Source organism: Paraburkholderia silvatlantica, from assembly GCF_003096715.1.
Taxonomy (GTDB): Bacteria; Pseudomonadota; Gammaproteobacteria; order Burkholderiales; family Burkholderiaceae; genus Paraburkholderia; species Paraburkholderia silvatlantica.
In genome coordinates, this window is the sequence record NZ_QEOL01000002.1 from 244,836 (window position 1) to 266,204 (window position 21,369).

General features: G+C 66.0%; 20 protein-coding genes. 8 read left to right on the forward strand and 12 right to left on the reverse strand.

Annotated features, from left to right (window positions below):
- Positions 1 to 60: 60 nt before the first annotated feature.
- From bcaP to C7411_RS03410, 6 genes are all read right to left on the reverse strand, one after another.
- Complete coding sequence (bcaP, locus tag C7411_RS03385) at positions 61 to 1,479, reverse strand: branched-chain amino acid transporter BcaP (RefSeq protein WP_110383130.1); 1,419 nt, start codon at positions 1,477 to 1,479, stop codon at positions 61 to 63.
- Positions 1,480 to 1,781: 302 nt separating this feature from the next.
- Positions 1,782 to 2,438 carry a response regulator transcription factor RqpR gene (gene rqpR, locus C7411_RS03390; RefSeq protein WP_110383129.1) on the reverse strand — a complete coding sequence of 219 codons (657 nt, stop codon included), beginning with the start codon at positions 2,436 to 2,438 and terminating at the stop codon, positions 1,782 to 1,784.
- Complete coding sequence (locus C7411_RS03395) at positions 2,435 to 3,460, reverse strand: sensor histidine kinase (protein WP_110383310.1); 1,026 nt, start codon at positions 3,458 to 3,460, stop codon at positions 2,435 to 2,437. Before C7411_RS03395 ends, rqpR begins: the two co-directional genes overlap by 4 nt.
- A 418-nt stretch (positions 3,461 to 3,878) precedes the next feature.
- Positions 3,879 to 4,649 (reverse strand): ferredoxin--NADP reductase, encoded by a 771-nt coding sequence (locus C7411_RS03400; protein WP_042265508.1) that lies wholly within the window; start codon positions 4,647 to 4,649, stop codon positions 3,879 to 3,881.
- A gap of 709 nt (positions 4,650 to 5,358) precedes the next feature.
- Positions 5,359 to 6,159: an endonuclease/exonuclease/phosphatase family protein gene (locus C7411_RS03405; protein WP_110383128.1), complete on the reverse strand. Its 801-nt coding sequence runs from the start codon at positions 6,157 to 6,159 to the stop codon at positions 5,359 to 5,361.
- A gap of 50 nt (positions 6,160 to 6,209) precedes the next feature.
- Complete coding sequence (locus C7411_RS03410; RefSeq protein WP_373682564.1) at positions 6,210 to 6,662, reverse strand: hypothetical protein; 453 nt, start codon at positions 6,660 to 6,662, stop codon at positions 6,210 to 6,212.
- A gap of 620 nt (positions 6,663 to 7,282) precedes the next feature.
- On the opposite strand from C7411_RS03410, the gene C7411_RS03415 reads away from it, so the two are divergent.
- The 3 genes from C7411_RS03415 (at position 7,283) to C7411_RS03425 (ending at position 9,383) form a co-directional block, all read left to right on the forward strand.
- Positions 7,283 to 7,591: a DUF4148 domain-containing protein gene (locus C7411_RS03415; protein ID WP_110383127.1), complete on the forward strand. Its 309-nt coding sequence runs from the start codon at positions 7,283 to 7,285 to the stop codon at positions 7,589 to 7,591.
- Between the two features lie 206 nt (positions 7,592 to 7,797).
- Entirely contained in the window at positions 7,798 to 8,904 is a 1,107-nt protein-coding gene (locus tag C7411_RS03420) for an NAD(P)/FAD-dependent oxidoreductase (protein ID WP_110383126.1), read from the forward strand.
- A gap of 167 nt (positions 8,905 to 9,071) precedes the next feature.
- Positions 9,072 to 9,383, forward strand: a complete 312-nt coding sequence (locus C7411_RS03425; protein WP_042265518.1) for a high-potential iron-sulfur protein — start codon at positions 9,072 to 9,074, stop codon at positions 9,381 to 9,383.
- Between the two features lie 18 nt (positions 9,384 to 9,401).
- Here the strand turns inward: C7411_RS03425 and C7411_RS03430 are convergent, their stop codons facing one another.
- Positions 9,402 to 10,916 (reverse strand): amidase, encoded by a 1,515-nt coding sequence (locus tag C7411_RS03430; protein WP_181431303.1) that lies wholly within the window; start codon positions 10,914 to 10,916, stop codon positions 9,402 to 9,404.
- Positions 10,917 to 11,106: 190 nt separating this feature from the next.
- On the reverse strand, positions 11,107 to 11,805 hold the full coding sequence (locus C7411_RS03435) for a dienelactone hydrolase family protein (RefSeq protein WP_110383124.1): 699 nt from the start codon (positions 11,803 to 11,805) through the stop codon (positions 11,107 to 11,109).
- A gap of 240 nt (positions 11,806 to 12,045) precedes the next feature.
- Here C7411_RS03435 and C7411_RS03440 point away from each other — a divergent pair, with 240 nt between their 5' ends.
- Together C7411_RS03440 and C7411_RS03445 are read left to right on the forward strand one after the other, a co-directional pair.
- On the forward strand, positions 12,046 to 13,218 hold the full coding sequence (locus C7411_RS03440; protein WP_110383123.1) for an NAD(P)H-dependent flavin oxidoreductase: 1,173 nt from the start codon (positions 12,046 to 12,048) through the stop codon (positions 13,216 to 13,218).
- A gap of 571 nt (positions 13,219 to 13,789) precedes the next feature.
- Entirely contained in the window at positions 13,790 to 14,935 is a 1,146-nt protein-coding gene (locus C7411_RS03445) for a branched-chain amino acid ABC transporter substrate-binding protein (protein WP_110383122.1), read from the forward strand.
- Between the two features lie 106 nt (positions 14,936 to 15,041).
- On the opposite strand, the gene C7411_RS03450 is transcribed toward C7411_RS03445, so the two are convergent.
- Positions 15,042 to 16,262: an MFS transporter gene (locus tag C7411_RS03450; protein WP_110383121.1), complete on the reverse strand. Its 1,221-nt coding sequence runs from the start codon at positions 16,260 to 16,262 to the stop codon at positions 15,042 to 15,044.
- Positions 16,263 to 16,410: 148 nt separating this feature from the next.
- On the opposite strand from C7411_RS03450, the gene C7411_RS03455 reads away from it, so the two are divergent.
- The 3 genes from C7411_RS03455 (at position 16,411) to C7411_RS03465 (ending at position 19,285) form a co-directional block, all read left to right on the forward strand.
- Positions 16,411 to 17,088 carry a HugZ family pyridoxamine 5'-phosphate oxidase gene (locus C7411_RS03455; protein WP_110383120.1) on the forward strand — a complete coding sequence of 226 codons (678 nt, stop codon included), beginning with the start codon at positions 16,411 to 16,413 and terminating at the stop codon, positions 17,086 to 17,088.
- A gap of 412 nt (positions 17,089 to 17,500) precedes the next feature.
- Entirely contained in the window at positions 17,501 to 17,809 is a 309-nt protein-coding gene (locus C7411_RS03460; protein ID WP_110383119.1) for an H-NS histone family protein, read from the forward strand.
- A 294-nt stretch (positions 17,810 to 18,103) separates the two neighbouring features.
- Positions 18,104 to 19,285, forward strand: a complete 1,182-nt coding sequence (locus C7411_RS03465) for a cation diffusion facilitator family transporter (RefSeq protein WP_110383118.1) — start codon at positions 18,104 to 18,106, stop codon at positions 19,283 to 19,285.
- Between the two features lie 54 nt (positions 19,286 to 19,339).
- Here the strand turns inward: C7411_RS03465 and C7411_RS03470 are convergent, their stop codons facing one another.
- From C7411_RS03470 to C7411_RS03480, 3 genes are all read right to left on the reverse strand, one after another.
- Positions 19,340 to 19,810: an Lrp/AsnC family transcriptional regulator gene (locus tag C7411_RS03470; RefSeq protein ID WP_174479506.1), complete on the reverse strand. Its 471-nt coding sequence runs from the start codon at positions 19,808 to 19,810 to the stop codon at positions 19,340 to 19,342.
- A gap of 77 nt (positions 19,811 to 19,887) precedes the next feature.
- Positions 19,888 to 20,520 (reverse strand): 3'-5' exonuclease family protein, encoded by a 633-nt coding sequence (locus C7411_RS03475; RefSeq protein WP_110383117.1) that lies wholly within the window; start codon positions 20,518 to 20,520, stop codon positions 19,888 to 19,890.
- Positions 20,521 to 20,534: 14 nt separating this feature from the next.
- Positions 20,535 to 21,179 (reverse strand): MBL fold metallo-hydrolase, encoded by a 645-nt coding sequence (locus C7411_RS03480; protein WP_110383116.1) that lies wholly within the window; start codon positions 21,177 to 21,179, stop codon positions 20,535 to 20,537.
- Positions 21,180 to 21,369: the final 190 nt, after the last annotated feature.

Below are 21,369 nucleotides of genomic sequence, written 5' to 3' on the forward strand. Positions count from 1 at the left end.
GCAGTGCAGCGATTAAAGGCGATCCGGACGCAAGCGAAGCGTCGCGAGATCACCCGCTAATCAATCGTGATGCACGCGCTCGTGCGGTGCGTGCGCGAGACGCGAATGGCGGCGCGAATAGCCGAAGTAGACGATGAGGCCGAACCCGGTCCAGACGAGGAACGCGGCCCACGTGAGCGGCTGGAGGTTGATCATGAGGAACAGGCACGAACCCACAGCGAGAATCGGCACCACGGGCACGCCCGGGCAGCGGAACGCGCGCGGCAGGTGCGGGTGCGTACGGCGCAGCACGAGCACGGCGATCGACACCATCGAGAAGGCGGCGAGCGTGCCGATGTTGATGAGTTCGGCGAGCACGTTCAGCGGCACGAGCGCGCCGATCAGGCCGAAGAAAATGCCGACGAGCCAGGTCGTGAAGAACGGCGTGGCGAAGCGCGGATGCACTTTCGAGAGTTTGGCGGGCAGGAGACCGTCGCGCGACATCGCGTAGATGATGCGGGTCTGGCCGTAGCTCATCACGAGGATCACGGTGAGCATGCCGAGCACGGCGCCCAGATCGATGAAGCCCGCGACCCAGTTTTCGCCCGCCACCTGGAGCGCGAACGAAACCGGGTGGCCGATATGGGCGAAGCGCGGCGAGGGTACGACGCCGGTCACGACCGCCGCCACGGCGACGTAGAGCACCGCGCACACGGCGAGCGAGGCGATGATGCCGATGGGCAGGTCGCGCCTGGGGTTCTTCACTTCCTCGGCGGCGGAAGACACCGAGTCGAAGCCGATGAACGCGAAGAACATCACGGCCGCGGCGCCGAACACGCCGCGCCAGCCGTTGGGCATGAACGGATGCCAGTTCGCGGGGGTGACATGGAACACGCCCACGGCGATCACGAGCAGCACCACGGTCACCTTGATCGCCACCATGATGTTGTTGATGCGCGTGGATTCGCGCACGCCCACGGAAAGCAGCGCCGTGATGGCCATCATCACGAGGAAGGCGGGCAGATTGAACAGCGTGTGCACGCCGGGGATGGCGCCGGGCGCTGCCGAGAACGCGGCGGGCAGCGTGAGGCCGAAGCCGGAAAGCAGCGACTGCAGGTAGCCCGACCAGCCAACCGAGACCGCGGATGTGGCGAGCCCGTACTCGAGCATCAGGTCCCAGCCGATCACCCACGCGGCCAGTTCGCCGAGCGTGGCATACGAATAGGTGTAGATCGAGCCGGCCACGGGAATGGTCGAGGCGAACTCGGCGTAGGCAAGCGCGGCGAAGCCGCAAGCCACCGCCGCGATCAGGAACGAGATCATGAGCGCCGGGCCGGCCTGCACGGCGCCCGTGCCGGTCAGCACGAAAATGCCGGTGCCGATGATCGCGCCGATGCCGAGAAAGGTGAGGTCGAGTGCGCCGAGTGCTTTTTTCAGGCCGGCGCCCTGGGCGCTCGCCTGCAACATGTGCTCGACGTTCTTTTTGCGAAAGAGGGACATTGGGCGGGGAACTCCACGTAAAACGCGCGAAGGCGGGCAGCCGCAGCCGTGGTTGACCCACGCCCGCCTGCGCCGGCTTCGCGTGCCGGATGTCTTTGGGGGAAACCCTAAATTTTAGCGGAAGTCGTGCGCGAGACCGCTCGATCAGGGGCGGAAACGCTCGTGTGACGCGGACGATTCCGCCGCAATCCGGCGCGCCCGAGCGCGATCCTTGCCGGGACCCGCGCAAACGGCGCAATTCATTTCCGGATCAACGGGTTGTGGCGAGAAGGCCGCCTTGATGCCGCAGGGGCGCCGCAGTCTCAGGCGCTGACCGTGGGCGAAAGGTCGACGAGCCGGTTGCTCATCACATAGAAGGTCAGCTCGGCGTTGTTGGTGAGCTTCATCTTTTCGAGCAGGCGCGTGCGGTAGACGCTCACCGTCTTCACTGAAAGCGAGAGCGTGTGCGCGATGTCGGTGAGACGCTTGCCCGAGGCAAGCATGCACAGCGTCTGGTATTCGCGGTCGGAGAGCTTCTCGTGGGGCAGCTGTTCGCCGTCCACCAGCACGTAGTCGGCGAGCGCTTCGGCCATGGCCGGGCTCACGTACTTGCGGCCCGCGGCAACCTGCTGGATCGCGGCGATCATCTGCGCGGCGTCCACCGTCTTCGAGAGATAGCCGGCCGCGCCCGCCTTCAGCGCGCGCACCGCGTATTGATCCTCGCGGTACATCGAGAACATCAGCACCGGCACGCGCGGCGCCTTTTTCTTCGCACGCTTGAGTACCTCCACGCCGTTCATGTCCGGCAGCGAAATGTCGAGCAGGACCACGTCGCACACATGCTTCGCGATCGCGGCGAGCGCCTCGGCGCCCGTTTGCGCCTCGATCACCTCGGCGGCAACGCCACGGTCGAGCAACAGCTGGCGAACGCCCTGGCGCACGACGGCATGATCGTCGACGAGCAGGATGCGATGGGTCATGAGCGGGCGCCTTCTTTGATGAGGAGGGGCGAGGCGCAATGGGAGCCGGCGAGCAGCGCGTCCCACGCGAAGCGTGCGCGCACGGTCGTGCCGCACGGGGCGGCTTCCTGCTGTGCGTCGTCGTGATGCGTGCGCGCGATGCCGCCCTTGACGGCGCGCAGCGAGCCGCCGAAGGCGGCGCAGCGCTCGCGCATGCCGGCGAGGCCGTAGTGGCCGGAGTAGCAGCTCTCGCGCCTTGCTGCGTCGTCAGCGCCGTGAGCGCTCGCCGGGCTGCGGCGCGTGCGGCTTGCGCTGTGCGCGAGGCCGATGCCGTCGTCGGCGATGGTGAGCGTGAGGTGGCGCGTCGTGCTTTCGAGCCGCACCTCGGCGCATGTGGCCTGCGCGTGGCGCGCCACGTTGGCGAGCGCTTCCTGGGCGACGCGGAACACCGCGAGCGCGGCCTCGGCGGGCAGGCGGGCGAGGCGCGCGTCATCGCTCGCGCCGGCTACGCGGGCGGCGAGACCGGTGCGCGCCGCGAAGCCGCACACCCAGTTCGAGAGCGCGGGAGCGAGGCCCGCATCGAGATGCGGCGCGTGCAGGCCGTCCAGCACGTGGCGCATCGCGCCGGTGGCGGCTTCGAGCGAGCGGGCGACGAGCGCGAGCGCCTCGGCGCACTGCGGCGGGGCGTTGGCGGGCAGCCAGGTGTGGACGTTGGCGAGCGCGAAGTGCGTGGCGGCGAGTTCCGCGCCCACGCTGTCGTGCAAATCGCGGGCGAGCTGGTGGCGGACGGCTTCGTCGGCGTGAATGGATTGGGCGGCGCTGCCGTGGGCAAGCGCCCGGCTCGCGCGCCGGCGTGCGCCGCGCGCCGGCGCGGCAATCTGCCGATGCGCGCGCTCGAGATTTTCGAGCGCAGCCACCGTGGCCGCCTCGTCGGCGGCGGCGGACCACGCGAGGAAAGCGAGGCCGTCGACGCCATGAGCGGCGCGCGGCGCATCGCCGGCTGGCGTGCGCGCGTTCGGCGCGGCGTATCTCGACGTATCCATCATTCCCCCGTTCAGGAACCGGTTCCTGCTGTCAGACGTCCGTCAGGATTTGGCCTCACCGACGTGACGGCGAACAGCACGGCGCAGCGTAACGAAATTTACAAACCGTAACAACCTGGCTGTGCCCCTGGACACGTTTCAGTGTGTCCAATGTTGCGCTGCGATAATATCTCAAAAAAATAAAAACTTCAGGCTGGACAAGGGTTAGCGGCCAAACTTCAGGTGCAGCATGAGGTCGCGGGGCTTTGTCATGTAGGAAAAATACTGACAGGAAAGGTATCGCATTTGTGTGACAACTGTAACGGCGTCATGGGCAAGCTCGCGACAAAATAAAGGGCCAAATAAAAATACGCAGGCGAAAAAAAACCGGAGCGCGGAGCTCCGGTTCTTCGGGTCGCGAGCGACCTGGCGCGGGCGCCTAACCGACGAACGCCTTTTCCACCACGTAGTGACCCGGCTGGTTGTTGCTGCCTTCCGTGAGGCCCGCCTTTTCGAGCAGCTCGACGGTGTCGCGCAGCATGTGCGTGCTGCCGCAGAGCATGATGCGGTCGCGCTCGGGCGAGAACGGCGGCAGATCGAGGTCTTCGAACAGCTTCTTCGTGTCGATCAGCTCGGTGATACGGCCGCGGTTGTCGAACACTTCGCGCGTGACGGTCGGGTAGTACACCAGCTTCTCGCGCACGATTTCGCCGAGGTATTCATGCTCGCGCAGTTCTTCGGTGATGAAGTCCTTGTACGCAAGTTCGTCGACGAAACGGCAGGTGTGCGTGAGCACGATCTTGTCGAAGCGGTCGTAGATGTCCGGGTCCTTGATGATCGACATGAACGGGGCGAGGCCCGTGCCGGTCGAGAGCAGCCACAGCACCTTGCCGGGCAGCAGGTTGTCGGCCACCAGCGTGCCGACGGGCTTCTTGCCGATCAGCACCTTGTCGCCGATCTTCAGGTGCTGCAGGCGCGACGTGAGCGGACCGTCCGGCACCTTGATGCTGAGAAACTCCAGATGCTCTTCGTAGTTCGCGCTCGCGAGCGAGTACGCGCGCATCAGCGGCTTGCCATCCACTTCGAGGCCGACCATGGTGAACTGGCCGTTGTCGAAACGCAGGGCCTGGTCGCGCGTGCAGGTAAAGCTGAAAAGCGTGTCGGTCCAGTGATGGACGCTCAGAACGGTTTCTTCGGTGAATTTGCTCATGGTTCCTGAAGTGCGAAACAAGCGCCGCCTGACTGCGGCGATCCTGCCGGCCTGCTGTCCAGTACAGCGTAGCTTTGACGATATGCCCGGGACCCGGCGGCCAGGCTTTACGCCACGGCAGGCAAGTCCCTGCGGTTTTCCTTGTCTTTTCCCTGTTGCTTAGCCAGATCGCCCCGCTGCGAACGAGGCGCAATTCGCCATTTTACCGCGCTCGGGCCACAAGGACCCGGTCGGTCCTGCTTGTCGAACTGCCTGGACCGGGTTGGGTCCCCTTGCACGGCAAGGGAACATGGCTCGCTGCGGCGGTGTGCTGGCATCCGCGCATGGGCGCAACACGCTTCGGCGGGAGGCTGCCAGCGACGGCAAAAGGGGGCGGCGGGTTAACTTCGCCCGGCCTCGCGGGCCGGAGCGGACCTTGCCAGGACCCGCGAGAGCGGGATCTCCTGCCGCTGGCGACACGCGCCAGACCGCGAAAGCGTGATCGGCGCGTGCGAATTTTCGGCTAAATGATACCGGAAGGTCTGACAGTCCGCAGCATTGACCCTGCTGGCGGGGCAGTTTCGCCGCGGCGTTTAGGCGCCGATGCATGCGTAATGACGCCATTTTCGACGCTGCAACGGTGGTGCGGCGGTGCGCCGCGCCGCGCGAGGTGCATGAGGTGCATGAGGCACGGATGCTTCGGGTGAGCCGTGCGCCGCCGCCCGGCGCGTCAGTCTTCGAGCCGCAGGCGCGCCATGTACGGCAGGTGATCGGAGAGCCAGGCGGTCTCTTGCGCGGGCTGGATCAGCTCGACGGGCTTGAGGCCCCGTACGAACATCTTGTCGAGCGCGAGCGCCGGCGAGAAGGCCGGAAAGGTGCGCGCCGGCTCGCCGAGCAGTGTCGCGACTTCCTGCAGCCCATGCTCCGCAAAGAGCGGCACGGAGTCGTTGCGCCAGTCGTTGAAGTCGCCCGCCAGCACGAGCGGCCCCCGGGGCGCTTCCTTCACGATCCAGTGCGCGATCCAGTTCATCTGCCGTAGCCGCGCGCTGCGCGTGAGCGCGAGGTGCGCGCACAGCAGCGTGACGGACTGCCCGGCTACGCTTGCGCGCGCAACGAGCAGCCCGCGCCGTTCGAAGCGGTGCGCGGAGATGTCCCAGCGTCCGCCCAGATCGAGCGGATGCGGCGAGAGAATCGCGTTGCCGTGCCGCCATGAAGGCTTGAACACGTTGGGCCCGAGGGCGATCTGCAATTCGAGCGCGGTGGCGATTTCGGTGGCCTGGCAGTGCCAGACGTCGTCGAGCGGGTCGCCCAGCTGCGCGCCGAAGGCCGAGGCGAGCACCGGTTGCGGCAAGCGGCGGGCCATCGCTTCCTGGAGAAACCAGGCGTCGGCATGAGTGGACTGCACCCAGCGCCGCATCGCCTCCCAGGCCTCGAAGCCCAGTGGCGAGCGGCCCTTGTGCAGATTCCAGCTCACGGCGACGAAGTCTTTGCTCAGAGAGGTGTCGATGAGCGGTTGTTCGGGATTTCGCATGCGTTTTTATCTGACGGATTGGGTCACGCCGGGTTATGCATGAGGCGCGGTCACTGTGCGGACGGCGGCGCCAGCGTGGCGCGCACCCGATACGCAAGCGAGGGGTTCTGGTCGACGATCTGCCAGGTCACCCACTGCCCGTCGGGCACGATCAGGCCCGGATGGCTCGCGTTCACCTGGCGCGGCTGCGGCGGCAGCCGGCACCCTTCGGGCGTAGTCGGCGCGGCGTCGTTTTCGAGCGTTTCCTGCGCGTCGATCGACAGAACGACTAGGTTCGCGCGCACCTGCAGCGGAGAAACGGTGATCGTGCGCGACAGATCGATGCTGCCTGCCGGCTGATCCTTGCAGCCCACGTTGTGCGAGACGACCTTGTGATGCGTGTCGGTGTGCGCCTGGCCGATCGAGGTCGTGCCGTTGAACGCGTCGATTTGCTGGCCGTCGCGCATCACCTGCAATTCCCACTGCACGGCGCCTTGCGTGACAGGCGCCGTCGCGGGCGCCACGGCGGCCGCGGCGGGGGCCGCGGGCGGCGGCGGGGGCGTCACGGCGCGTGAGGTCGGAGGCGAGGGAGGCGGAGGTGGCGAAGGCTGCGCCGGCGCTTGCGTGCCCGGCAGGATGGGCGGTTCCGCAGCCTGCGCATACGCCGGCTGCCCCGTTGCTTGCGCCAGCGCGCACGCACTCGTTCCCGCGAGGGCGGCGGACAGCATCAGGGCAAGACAATGTTTCCACAACTTCATATGGGTGGCTCCGTGCACGGCGCCGCGCGAGGCGACAGTGTCGGCAACGCTACGGCGGGGCGGATACGTTCTGACCATCGATCCTATACCGGGTTCGCAAACGCCGGACCGCAGCGGCTCATTAGAGATGGGGACGCGGCAGGCGCGCTTCAACCGTCGTGCGCTGTGTGATTGGTTATTGAAGTGCAACAGACATAAATCACCTAGGGTGATATGAAGGAGATTGTTGTTCTGACTGCAACGCTGACTTGTTGCTTATCGGGATGGTTTTTCGATAGCCCGTGTTTACACTGGCTTCGACGTGTCCAGCACGTTGTCCGGGATTCCGCCGGCCGGCCAGCATGGATTGCGAAGCTTGCTGGGCATCCCCTCGAAGGAGCATCGCCATGAAGAAGTCCGCTACGTTTGCCGCGCTGCTGGTCAGCGCCGCCACCGCCCTCGTTACCGCGCCCGCATTCGCCGGCGCCGATGCGACTACCCCGGCGGTTCAATCGCTGCCTGTCGCGGCGGTCGCCACGAACGGCCCGAAGACGCGCGCCGAAGTGAGGGCCGAACTGGCCAGCGCCCGTGCTCACGGCGAACTGAGTCTGGACCCGAATTCGCCGGCTTATCCGCAGCAATACGCGATGGGCGGCTATACCGCGCCTCGCGAGCAGGCCGGGAGTTTCTTCCGCGCTCGCAACGTCGCCAACTGACGCTTCGGCGGATCTGCGGCAACAGCGCTGCTCCCTGCTCTGTTCCTTTCCGCTCTTTCCTTGCGAGAGTCTGGCGTAGCCTCCCTGCCGGGCGGCGTACAATTTTTGTCATGCGGCGGCGCGCCTCGCGCGGCCGCCCCCATGGCAGAGAGGATCGCGGTGCGGCTGGCTTGCCTGGCGGCGCTGCGAAGGCGGGACGCAGGGACATGGACCAGATCGAATGCGTGGTGATCGGCGCGGGCGTGGTCGGCCTCGCCGTGGCGCGTGCACTTGCCGCGCGCGGGCGCGAGGTGATCGTGCTCGAAGCCGCCGAGGCCATCGGCACCAGCACCAGTTCGCGCAACAGCGAGGTCATTCACGCCGGGCTCTACTACCCGCGCGGCTCGCTCAAGGCCACCTTGTGCGTGCGCGGGCGAGAAATGCTCTACGAGTACTGCGCGTCGCGCAACGTCACGCACGCGCGCTGCGGCAAATTGCTCGTCGCCACGGCGGCGAACCAGATTCCGCAACTCGAGGCGATTCGCGCGCGCGGCAAGGAAAACGGCGTGTTCGACCTCACGCGTATCAGCGGCAGCGAGGCGCTCGCGCTCGAACCGGCGCTCGAATGCGTCGCGGCCGTGTACTCGCCGCAAACCGGCATCGTCGACAGCCATCAGCTCATGCTCGCGCTGCAAGGCGACGCCGAGCGCGACGGCGCCGTGATCGCGCTGAAGTCGCCGGTCGAGTCGATCGATGCGCTGGGCAGCGGCTTCACGGTGCGAACGGGCGGCGATGCGCCGATCGACATCCGTGCCGCGTGCGTCGTCAATAGCGCAGGCCTGTACGCGACGAAGCTCGCCAAACGCATTCGCGGGCTCGACGCGCGCCACGTGCCGCCGTTCTATCTGGCGCGCGGCAATTACTTCAGCGTCTCGGGTCGCGTGCCGTTCTCCCGTCTCATCTACCCGATGCCCAACGACGCGGGCCTCGGCGTGCATCTCACGCTCGATCTGGGCGGCCAGGCGCGCTTCGGTCCCGACGTGGAGTGGATCGATGCGCTCGATTACGACGTCGATCCCCGCCGCGCCGATTCCTTCTACGCCCAGATCCGCACCTACTGGCCCGCGCTGCCCGACGGCGCACTGCAGCCGGCCTACGCGGGCATCCGCCCGAAGCTCTCCGGGCCGGGCGAACCCGCCGCCGACTTCATGATCCAGGGCGCGGCGTCGCACGGCGTGCGCGGCCTCGTGAACCTGTTCGGCATCGAGTCGCCGGGGCTCACGGCTTCGCTTGCGATCGCGCAGCGCGTGTGCGAGATGGCTTCGTTCGATTGACCCGCGCTTGCGCCAGTCTTGCGCCCTTGTTCCGCTGGGCGGCATCATGCCGCTCACTTATCTCCGGCATTGCAGCGCCACCTGGGCCTGCATCGTTGTTAAGCTTCTTCGCGACGCCGCCACCAGAGCGGCTCGGAACGAATTGCCACAATACCGGAGTGAGTCATATGAAATCGTCCCGCCGCAGCTTTCTGATCACGAGCATCGGCGTCGCTTCGACGCTCGCGCTTTCGCGCCAGGCCTTCGCCGACGCGCCCAAGGCTGCCGAATCCGATCCCACCGCCCAGGCGCTCGGCTACAAGCTCGACGCGACCAAGGTCGACAAGGCCAGGTTCGCGAAGTACGCCGCCGGCCAGGATTGCAGCAACTGCACGTTCTACCAGGGCAAGGCCACCGACGCGTTCGCGCCGTGCCCGATGTTCGGCGGCAAGCAGGTCGCGGGCAAGGGCTGGTGCAGCGCCTATAACAAGAAGGCGTGATGAAACGGCGCAGGCGCGCTAGAGCCGCGCCTGCAGCAACGGCGGCCGCCGGTTGAACCACGGGCGCGCCGCCTCCAGTTGCGCCGCGAGGCGCAGCAACAACGCGTCGTTGCCCTCGCGTGCGGCGAACTGAATGCCGATCGGCAGCCCACGCGCATTCCACGCAAGCGGCACCGACATCGACGGCTGGCCCGTCAGGTTGAAAAGCTCCGTGCAGCCCGCCCACGCGAACGCCTTATTCGAGGCCTCGGTCAGCAGCTTTCTCATCAGCACTTCCACCGGCATGGCCGTGACCGCGCGCATCTGGATGCGCTCGCTCTGGTTCGGCTTCAGTTCGCCGATCTTCACCGGCGGCGCCGCGAGCGTCGGGCACAGGAGCACGTCGTAGCGCTTCATGAGGCCGGCGAGCTGCGCCGTGACGCGCTGCTGCACGTCGAGCGCCGCGGGCAACTCGCGCTCGCCGAGCTTCTGGCCGATGTGCGCCATGGCCCACGTTGCGATCTCGAACTCCCGGCGGCGCGGCTTCGTGCCCGTGATGTCGTCGGCGTGCAGCACGTACTGTTCGGCCACCACCGACCACAGCATCAGGAACGCCTCGCGCGCCTGCGCGTAATCCACGGGCAGCGAATACGGCTCCACGCGATGGCCGAGCGAGGTGAGCAGTTCGGCGGCATCGTCGAGCGCGCCGCGCACTTCGGGCGAGAGCGTGTCCGCGAACATCGGCTCGGTCAGCAGCGCGATGGCGAGCGGCCTCGAGCCGTCGAGCGGCGTGCGCGCGGCGTCGAGGAAAGTGCCGGGCGCGCCGGCAGGCAGCGCGGGGTCGCCGGCGATCAGGTCGAGCATGAGCGCGCTGTCACGCACGCTGCGCGACACCGCGAGATCGACGCCGAGCGCGCCGGGCGGCGGCGGCACGTCGGACGCCGGCTGAAACGCGCGCGACGGCTTGAAGCCGAAGAGCCCGCAGCACGACGCCGGAATGCGGATCGACCCGCCGCCGTCGGACGCGTGCGCGAGCGGCACGATGCCCGCTGCGACCGAGGCGGCCGCGCCGCCGCTCGAGCCGCCGGGCGTGTGATCGAGGCTCCACGGGTTGCGGCAGGGGCCGAACAGCTCGGGTTCGGTGTAGGGCATCTGCCCGAGTTCCGAGGCGCTCGTCTTGCCGAAGATGTTCAGGCCCGCGGCGCGAAAACGCGCGACCACGGGCGCGTCGGCGGTGGGAATGTAGTGGCGGTAATGGCGGCTGCCGAACGTCATGCGCAGCCCGGCTACCGCAGCGCCGAGGTCCTTGACGAGAAACGGCACGCCCGCGAGCGGCCCGACGCTAAGCGCGCTCACGCCGTTACCGGACGCCTCGATGCGCCGCGCGCGCTCGCGCGCCGCTTCATAGTCCTTGAGGACGATGGCGTTGATCGCGGGATTGGTGGCTTCCGCGCGGGCGATGGCGGTGTCGAGCAGCTCGCGCGCACTCACCTCGCGGCGGCGCACGAGGTCGGCGAGGCCGATGGCGTCGTATTCCAGATAGTCGGACTGCAAGGCGCACACTCCTCGTCGTCGGGTTGGGGCCGGGCTTGAGCGATACGGGCTACGCAAGGAGTGTAAGCGGGCGGCGCGCTTGCCGGGTTTGTCGTTGCGCGCGCATCGATGCATCGGGACGTACGCAACGACAGAAGGGCGGCGGCGAGGCATCGACGCAGCAAGCGCCGCCGCCCGTCAGACCAGGGTATTACAGATGCCCGGCGAGGAAGCTCAGCGTGCGGCCGTGCGCGAGCGCCGAAGCGTGCTGGTTGTACGAGGCGCGTACCGAGCAGTTGAAGCCGTGATCGGCGTTCGGGTACAGGTGGAACTCGGCGTTCGGGCGGCCCGCGAAGCGCTCCTTCACCTGGCCCACCGCCGACAGCGGAATGCCGTGATCGAGTTCGGCGTAGTGGAACAGAATCGGCCTGGTGACCTTGTCGGCGAGATCGAGCTGATTCTGGATGCCGCCGCCGTAGTAGGACACGGCTGCATCCACCGAGCCGCTGGCGGCCGCAAGGTAGGCAAGACGCCCGCCGAAGCAGTAGCCGATCGCCGCGACCTTGCCCGTGCACTCGGGCAGCGCGCGCAGCGCGGCCGCCGTCGCGGCGATGTCCTCGACCACGAGGTTGACGTCCGTTTTCTGCATCAGCGCGATGCCGCGATCGCGGTCCGCGCCCACGTAGTCGAGCTCGACGCGCGGGGCCGCGCGCCAGAACACGTCGGGGGCGATGGCCACGTAGCCGTCGAGCGCGTATTGCTCGACGATGTCGCGGATGTGCCCGTTCACGCCAAAGATCTCCTGCAGGATGACGATGCCCGGACCCTTGCCGCCCTTGGGCAGCGCGAGGTACGCGCCGAAGCTGTCATTGCCGGCGGGAATGTCGATCCATCTGGTCGAAACGCTCATGTTGTTTCTCCGTCTTCATCAATGAGTCATGCGACGCGCAGCAGCCGCCCGTGGCGCATCGCGAAATCGGGGAGCCAGTTTGCCATAGGCCCTTGAACCTCTGCAGCGCCGGTCATTCTCGCAAGCGGATCGTAATGATCTCGATTATTCATTTTTCGGGCCGGCGGCCCCCGGCTAGAGTCGGTAGCGGTTTGCATCGTCATCGGTCATTCGGTCATTCAGCCATACAAGGATCGCCTCATGAGTTCTGCTCCCTCGCTGCACGCTTCGCCCGACCTTTCGACCCCGTTCAGCCGCCGATTCGGTTTGCGCCTGCCGCTCGTACAGGGCCCGATGGCGGGCGGACCGACCACGCCTGCTCTCGTCGCGGCGGTGTCGAATGCGGGCGGGCTCGGCTTTCTCGCCGGGGCGGCGCTTGCGCCCGAGAAGATCGCGAGCGAAGTCGCCGCGATTCGCGCGCTCACGGACAAGCCCTTCGGCGTGAATCTGTTCGTGCTCGACCCCGCGAATCCCGGCGAAGCCACCGTGCGTCGTGCGCTCGAAGCGATCGATCCGGTGGCGGCGCAGTTCGGCCTGCCGCCGGGCGTTGCGCTCGCGCGTTACGCGCCCGACTTTCGCACGCAGCTCGACGTGGTGATTGCGCTGCGCGTGCCGGTAGTGAGCTTCACCTTCGGTCTTTTGCCCCAGGCCGACGTTGCCCGCCTGCACGCGGCGGGCAGCTTTGTGATGGGCACGGCGACGCACGTGGCCGAAGCCCTCGCGTGGCGCGAAGCGGGCGCGGATGCGATCGTCGCGCAAGGCGCCGAAGCGGGTGGCCACCGCGGCACGTTTATCGGCGAGGCGCCGCACGCGCTCATTGGCACGATGGCGCTGGTGCCGCAACTCGTCGATGCAGTCAGTGCGGTCGATGCGCGCGGTGCAAGCGGCCTGCCGGTGCTGGCGGCGGGCGGCATCATGGACGGGCGCGGCATCGTCGCGGCGCTCGCGCTGGGTGCGCAAGGCGTACAGATGGGCACCGCGTTTCTAGGCTGCGAAGAAAGTGCGATTCCCGCCGACTGGAAGGCGCGGCTGCGTGCGTCGGCGGATACCGCGACCTCGGTCACGCGCGCGATCACCGGGCGCCACGCACGCGGCATTCGCAATCCGCTCATGCAGCAACTCGAGGCTCGGCCCGAAACGGTCGCGCCGTACCCCGTGCAGAACGCGCTCACGCAGCCGTTGCGCCAGCGCGCGGCGCGCGAGAACGACGGCGATTATCTTTCGCTGTGGTCGGGGCAGGGCGCACCGCTTTCGCGCAGGCGCGAGGCAGGTCTCGGCGCAAGGCAAATCGTCGAAGCACTCGATGCCGAATGGCGCACGCTTCTCGGCAAACTACCTGGCAACGTCAGCGGCAACCCCAGTCACGAGTCGTGAGGCACGTAGCCGCACGAGATGGGCGTCGGCCGCGCATCGGCATCCAAAATTAATCGAATGCTTACTTGAACGGGCACGCGCAAAAAAACGCGCGCCCGACTGCCGCTGGCCTCGCAAACGTTACCGCGAAGGCGAGGGATTTTCATATGGTCGCAACGCACCCTGGTGGATTCCCGGAACGCATGCGCCAACACACCAATAACTCCCGTCAAATAATCTCAAAAACGATACGCGCGGCGGCTCCTCAGAGAATCTCCCAGGCATTGGATCCAAAGTCGGGCTGCCGCATTACATAACGCTTTCAGTCGATTGATCAAGGTTTCGAACTGTTCTTGCAGTACGCATATTGGTACTCGCACCAATATCTGAAAAAAGTCCCCCAAATTAATTTGATCACCTACACTTGCGCGCAAGTATGGATGGGCGGCCCGCCATGAACGGGCCATTCGCCATGCTGGCCAGGTGCATCAAGGATGCATCCTGCGTGGTCGTCCGCACGGGGAGCGACACGTTCGGGGCGCGGGAGCACTGGGCGATTACGTAGATTTTGGGTTCGAAACTGGAGACTTACATGACTATCAAGGTTCACAAGCTGTTGCCGATCAGCGCTGCGGCCATTATGTTCGCGTCGTTCGCAACGGCAGCGAGCGCAGACGTTACGGTCAAGATTGGCCACGTCGCGCCGCTTACGGGTGGGATTGCGCACCTCGGTAAAGACAACGAAAACGGCGCACGTCTCGCAGTCGAAGAGATCAACGCGAAGGGCCTCGTGATCGGCGGCCAGAAGGTCACGCTCGCGCTCGACGCACAAGACGACGCAGCTGACCCGCGCACGGCCACCCAGGTCGCGCAGAAGCTCGTCGACGACAAGGTCGTTGCCGTCGTCGGCCATCTGAACTCGGGCACGTCGATCCCGGCATCGAAGATCTACAGCGATGCAGGCATCGTGCAGATCTCGCCGTCGGCCACGAACCCGGCCTATACGCAGCAAGGCTTCAAGACGACCTACCGTGTCGTGGCGACCGACGCCCAGCAAGGTCCGGCGCTCGCGAACTACGCGGCGAAGGCCCTGAAGGTCAAGACCGTTGCCGTGGTCGACGACTCGACGGCTTATGGCCAGGGTCTCGCGAACGAATTCGAGAAGACCGCCAAGTCGCTCGGCATGAACGTGCTGTCGCATGACGCGACAAACGACAAGGCCGTGGACTTCCGCGCCATTCTGACGAAGATCAAGGGCGAAAACCCCGACGCGATCATGTACGGCGGCATGGACGCCACCGGCGGCCCGTTCGCCAAGCAAGCCAAGCAGCTTGGCCTGCGCGCGAAGGTGCTCGCGGGCGACGGCGTCTGTACCGACAAGCTGGCCGACCTGGCCGGCGACGCGACCGACAACATCGTGTGTTCGGAAGCGGGCATGGCGCTCGAAAAGATGCCGGGCGGCAAGGAATTCGAAGCCAAGTTCGAGAAGCGCTTCGGCCAGCCGATCCAGATCTACGCACCGTTCACGTATGACGCTGTGTACATCATCGTCGACGCAATGAAGCGTGCGAACTCGACGGATCCGGCAAAGATCCTCGCCGAAATGCCGAGCACGGACTACAAGGGCGTGATTGGCGAGACGACCTTCGATTCGAAGGGCGACCTCAAGCACGGCGTGATCTCGCTGTACAACTACAAGTCGGGCAAGAAGTCGCTGCTCGACGTCGTGAAGATGTAAATCGCGTTTAGCGATTTCGCTCACGCGATTGGAAAAGCCCGCGGGTCTTCGGACTCGCGGGCTTTTTTTGCTTGGGGTTTCGCATGACGCGCCAGGCGATGCGCTGTCAGATCCCCAACCGCCGCAACACCTTCGGCCCCGCAAACGCCACGAGCGCCGCGCACAACGCCACGACGGCCAGCCCGACCGTGAGGTTGGTCACCTGGGTAATCCCGCCGATCACGACCGGCCCGAACAGCAAGCCGAAATACGCGATGCCCGCCACATGCGCGAGCCCTTCGGCCGCGTGGATGCCCTTCACGCGCGCGGCGGCCGCGAACAGCACCGGCATCATGTTCGCAAGGCCCAGACCCATCAGCGTGAAACCGGTGAGCGCGGTGAACGGAAACGGCAGCAGCAGCGCGCCGATCATGCCCGCGCACGCGAGCGAGGCGCTCGCCATCACGAGCTGCGGCGCGCCGAAGCGCGCGCGCACGGCGTCGCCGGCGAAGCGCGCCGCGGCCATGCCGCCGGAGAACGCCGCGTAGGCCGCGCTGGCGAGCGCGGGCGTGGAGAGCACCACGTCGCGCATGTAGACCGTGGCCCAGTCGTACATCGCGCCTTCGGCGATCAGGGCGATCAGCGCGATGGCGCCGAGCGCCCAGAGCGCGGGCGTGCGCCAGCGGTTGCCGGTTTTCGCGTGCTCGCCGTGCGTGGCGTGAGGCACATGCGGCAGGACGGCCGGGCACGAGACGAAGAGCACGAGCGCCGCCAGCGCCGAAGCGAGAAATAGATGCAGCGCCGGCGCCATGCCGCGCGCGAGCAGCGCGCCGCCGATCGCCGCGCCGGCCATGCCGCCCAGGCTGAACATGCCGTGCAGCCCCGACATGATCGGTTTGGCGACGGCCTCTTCCACGGCGCTCGCTTCGGCGTTCATGGCGACGTCGAGCGTGGCCATGCCCACGCCGAAAAAGGCGAGCACGACGATCAGCATCCAGTAATAAGGGACAACCAGGATCAGCGCGCCGCACACGGACATCGTCAGGCCGCCGGTGAGGCAGGCGCGGCGCGAGCCCGCGCGCGCGATCCAGCCGCCGATGGTCGTCATCGCGGCGATCGAGCCGCCCGCGACCGCGAAGAGCGCGTAGGAAAGCAGCGCCGGGCTCAGATGGAACTTGTCGCGCACGGTGGGCACGTGCACGCCCCACGACGCGTACATCATGCCGGCGATGAAAAAGAGCGCCATGGTCGCGATCCGCGCGCGATGACGCGTGGCGGCGGGCAGCGCGCGATGCTGGGCGGCGGGGCTCGCAACGGCGAGGGGGGGATCGGACGGTCGGTCGGACACGGGAATTCCGGCTGGAAGAGAGAAGGTGGGAGAGGAAGGCGCCTGAAAGCAAACGACGATTCTAACGAAGGTGCGCCTGGCCTGTCGGAGCGCGTTTGCCGAGCCAGCTGCTCTAATATCGGGGCATCCATCGTGCGAGGACGCACCCTTGAAGATTCCCGCTCACGCGCCGCTGCATCTGCTGCACCAGGCGCCCACCGCCACGCTCGCCACGCACTCGCGCGAGCCGCGCGGCTTCCCGTACCCCACGCTGCTGCCGTTCGCGCCCGACGCCAGGCACCGTCCGGTGATCCTGGTGAGCCGGCTGGCCGAGCACACGCGCAATCTGCTCGACGACCCGCGCGCGGGCTTTCTCGTCGCGCACGCCAGCGACGCCGACGTGCTGAACGCGCCGCGCGCCACGCTGCTCGGCCGCTTCGAACCGGTCGAGGCGGCCGCCCACGAGGCGAGCGAGGCGCTGGCGCGGCGCTACGTGCGCTATCACCCGGACGCCGGGCGTTATCTCGCACTCGGCGACTTCACCTTCTGGGTCATGCACGTGGAGCGGCTGCGCTATATCGGCGGCTTTGGCGCGATGGGCTGGATGGACGGCGCCGACCTCGACACGCTGGCGCCGCTCGCGCCCACCGAAGAAACCACGCTGATCCGCTTTTTCGAAACGCACCCCGCGCGCCGTGCCGGACTGGAACTCGCAGGCGTGGATCGCTACGGCGCCGATCTCGTGATCGACGGCGCCCGCACGCGCTTCGTTTTCGATGCGCCGCAGCTTGATTTGCAATCCTTGCATGCGGTGCTAGCAGACTGCATCGAGCGCCATGCGCAATGACGTTTTTTCCGCCCACGCGGGCGTCATCCGCCGTCGCCTATGGCGTGTGGTCTCATGCCGCTTCGCAACAGCCCATTTCTGTCCCCGTCGACTGGCGCGAAGTTGTCATGCGATGAAATGTTTGCCCTATTTCAACGTATTTAATTTTCATCCGCTGCTAATTATGAGATGTGGATTTATCTGGCAAAAGCGGGATTTAGTAAAAATGCTGATTTGCACGAAATGACAGTGAGTTAGCACCTTGCGGGAAGGTGGTGGATTGAAATCTGGCTTTAATTATTTTTATTGCTTACATGCATCCCGGCATTCAATTTTGTGTTAATCTCGCCACCGATTTCCGAGGCACGCATCTGTCAATCGGCATACTGGCGCGAGATCAGTAGCCATTAAAGATCAAACCACAAGGGCACCTATGTCTTCCTACAAGGAACTTCTCGCTCAGCGAGAAAAGCTGGAAAAGCAGATTGAAGAGGCGAAGGCTCGCGAATATGCCGAAGTCCTCGACGAGATCAAGCAAAAAATGGCCGACTACGGTATTACCCTGGCAGAACTCGGCGGCGGCCGCGGCAGCGCCAAAGCCGCGAAGGCCGCCAGCCGTTCGCGTGCGAGCGTCGCGCCGAAATACCGCGATCCCGACAGCGGCAGCACGTGGTCGGGCCGCGGCAAGCCGCCGCGCTGGATCGCCGGTCAAGACCGCGATCGTTTTCTGATCCAGAAGTAAATCAACGTGTCGGCGGCGCGTTTGAACGCGCTGCGCATGAGTGAACGCAGCAGCCGAGTCAGGCCGGGCATCGCCTGATTCTCGAAAACAAGAAGCCGCGCAGTCTTGGGACGCGCGGCTTTTTGATTTTCCGCGCTGCACCAGGTTGCAAGCGGCAGTATCGCCGGCGTGAATGAGAATGCTTCCCGGTCTTGTAGGCATCTGATTTAAAAGAGATTTTTAGGGATATCCATAAAATCGACGCAGATGGCCGTTACAATCGCGGTTATTCCCTAATTTGCTCTCCCGCCGCACATGACTTCTTCCGCCTCCCCGCCGCTGTCAGATAAACACGAGGTCGCGCGCCGCACGACGTGGGTCAGCGTTGCTGTCAATAGCGTGCTGGTGGTCCTGCAAATCGTCATTGGCGTGCTTGCGCATTCGCAGGCTTTGATCGCCGACGGCGTTCATTCACTGGCCGATATCGTTTCCGACTTCGTCGTGCTGCTGGCCAACCGGCATAGCGGCGCAAAGCCGGACGCCGATCATAACTACGGCCACAGCCGTTATGAGACGGTCGCGTCGTTATTCCTCGGCGCATTATTGATTGCGGTGGGCGTCGGCATGCTGGTGCGCGCCGGCACGCGCATCATGAATCTCGGCGATATTCCGGCGCTGCACGTGAGCGCGCTGGTCGTCGCGCTCCTCGTGCTGGTTTCCAAGGAGGGGCTCTTTCGCTACATGCTGCGCGAGGCGCAGCGCGTGCGTTCGGCCATGCTGATCGCCAATGCGTGGCATGCGCGCTCGGACGCGGCGTCGTCGCTCGTCGTGGCGATCGGCATCGTGGGCAGCCTCGCGGGCGTGCGGCTGCTCGATCCGATCGCAGCGGCGATTGTCGGCTTCATGGTCGCGCGCATGGGCTGGGTATTCGGCTGGGACGCGCTGCAGGACCTCTCCGACCGCGCGCTCGACGAAGCCGCCGCCGCGGACCTGCGCGCGCTGCTGATGGGCACCCCGGGCGTGCTCGATGTGCACGAGATGCGCACGCGCAAGACCGGCGACCTCGCGCTCGTGGATGCGCACATCCTCGTCGATCCGCTGATTTCGGTTTCGGAAGGGCACTACATCGCGGAGACGGCGCGCGCCCGTCTGCTCACCGATGCACGCGTGCTCGACGCGCTGATTCACGTCGATCCCGAAGACGACATGCACGTGCGCTCCGTGGCCAACCTGCCTGCGCGCGACGACGTAGCGGCAGGCCTGCGAAACGCGCTGGCGGAGCATGACGTGCATGTCGAAGCCGTCACGCTGCACTACCTGAGCACGGGCCTGGAGATTCAGGTGGTGCTGGCCGCGGCAGACGATGCGCGCCGCGCGGCTGACGTGGACCTGGAAGCGCTGTGCGCGCGCCTCGGCGCGAGCAAGCTCGAGGTCGTGCAGCCGCTCGATGCGCACGGCGTGCTGGCCGCGCACGGCAAACCGCGCGAGGCGCATTGAAGCGCGCGAGGAACGCAGGCGGCGCGACAGGGAAGCCGTCGCGCCTTCGCCCATTCAAAGCGGCAATTGCGTATCGAACTTGATTTCCCGCAGCACGACGCTCGTGCGCACCTGCGCCACGGCGGGAATGCGGAAGATACGCTCGTGCAGGAAGGCGTCGTAGGCCTTGATATCGGGCGCGACGATCTTGAGGATGTAGTCCGATTCGCCCGTGGTGCTGTAACACTCGGTGACTTCGGGGCAGGTGGCGATCTCGCGCTCGAACGCTTCGACGCCGCCTTCGGTGTGGCGCGTGAGATGGATATGCGCGAGTGCGCAGACGTGCAGGCCAAGCTTTTCGCGATCGAGCAGCGCCGTGTAGCGCTGGATCACGCCCGACTGTTCCATGTCCTTGATACGGCGCCAGCACGGCGTGCTGGAAAGTCCCACCTGGTCGGAGATTTCCTGCACCGAGCGGCGCGCGTCCAGCTGCAGCAGGCGCAGGATCTTCTGAGAGAACGTATCGAGTGTCAACTGCGCCTCCATTGCGTCGCTGTGTTCCTGAATGTTAGAGGCCAGGAGAATAGAACGCAATGTTAAGCGCGGATGATGAGGGAGATTACCTAATTTGCCGGAGTGCTCGCGGCATTTTGCCCTGAGTCGTCCCCATCAGCGGCGAGCGCGGCTTGCTGCGCCCGCAGGTCGGCCAGCATGTTGCAGAAGAGGGCGCCTTGCTCGATCGCGTCGTCGAGCGCGACATGCGTGTGCGGATGATCGTCGAACCAGTGCTTCGGAAAGCGCGGCTTGATGCACTTGCGGTACGGCAGGCCCGTCATCGCGAAGGCGAGCGTCTTGATGTCGAGCGCCGACCACGAGAACGGGCAACGCCCGGCGAAGCGCATCATGTACCAGAACATGAAGGTGAAGTCGAAGCCCGCCGGCATCGCCACGAACACCGGCTTGCCGGGCAGCGCCTCCACCCATTCGACATAGGCGACGAGCGCCGCCGCCGGGTTTTGCAGATCCTTGCGGCACGCGGCCCAGGCCTCGGGCTGCGTCTCCCACCAGGCGGCCTGCACCGGATGCGGCGCCGCGCCTTCGAGCATCTCGAGATTGGCCGAGAACGTGGCGATCAAACGCTTGTCGGCGGTGTATGCCGCCGAAGCGAAACTCAACATCGAATGCGGGCCGGGAATGGGACCATCGGCCTCGACATCGGTGCTGACGTAAATCTCCTCAATAGCGGCTTGATTCATCGTACTTTTCACTCTCATCCGGGTACGCCATCTGCGACGTAGGGGTTGGAGCGGCGCTCCTCGCCGAAAGTCGAAACCGGGCCATGGCCCGGCACGAACGTGACGTCGTCGCCGAGCGGCCAGAGCTTTTCGCGGATCGACCGGATCAGGTCCGCATGATTGCCGCGCGGAAAGTCCGTTCGGCCGATCGAACCCGCGAACAGCACGTCGCCGACCGTGGCGACCCGGTGCTTGCGGCTGAAGAAGATCACGTGACCCGGCGTGTGTCCGGGGCAGTGATAGACCTCGAGTTCCTCGCTGCCGAAGCGCACCGTGTCGCCGTCGTGAAGCCAGCGCGTGGGCTCGAACGCCTCGGCGTGACCGAAGCCGAAGCGCACGCTCTGCTGCGGCAACTGGTCGATCCAGAAGCGCTCGTCTTCCTGCGGGCCTTCGATCGGCACGCCGAACTTCGTGGCGAGCGCCTTCGCGCCCGCGCAATGGTCGAGGTGGCCATGGGTAAGCAGCACCTTTTCCAGCTGCACGCCCTGACGCTCGATCTCGGCTTCGATGCGTTCGAGGTCGCCGCCCGGATCGACGACGGCGGCGCGGTTCGTCGTTTCGTCGACGAGCAGCGAGCAGTTTTGCTGGAACGGCGTGACGGGAATCAGCGTGACTTTCATGCGGGAATCGTGGGCGGGTTGGTGCGGTTCGGTCTCGCGGGGCGGGCGCAGCAACGCTTCGAAAGCGGCGATGCGCGCCGGCAGGCCCCAGCCAAAGGATCGATTGTACCGGGGTGCAGGAAGCGCCGCCGACGCGGCTCGCGGCACGCGGAATCCCTTGTCTGACAAGGGATGCGGCGGCGCAAGGCGA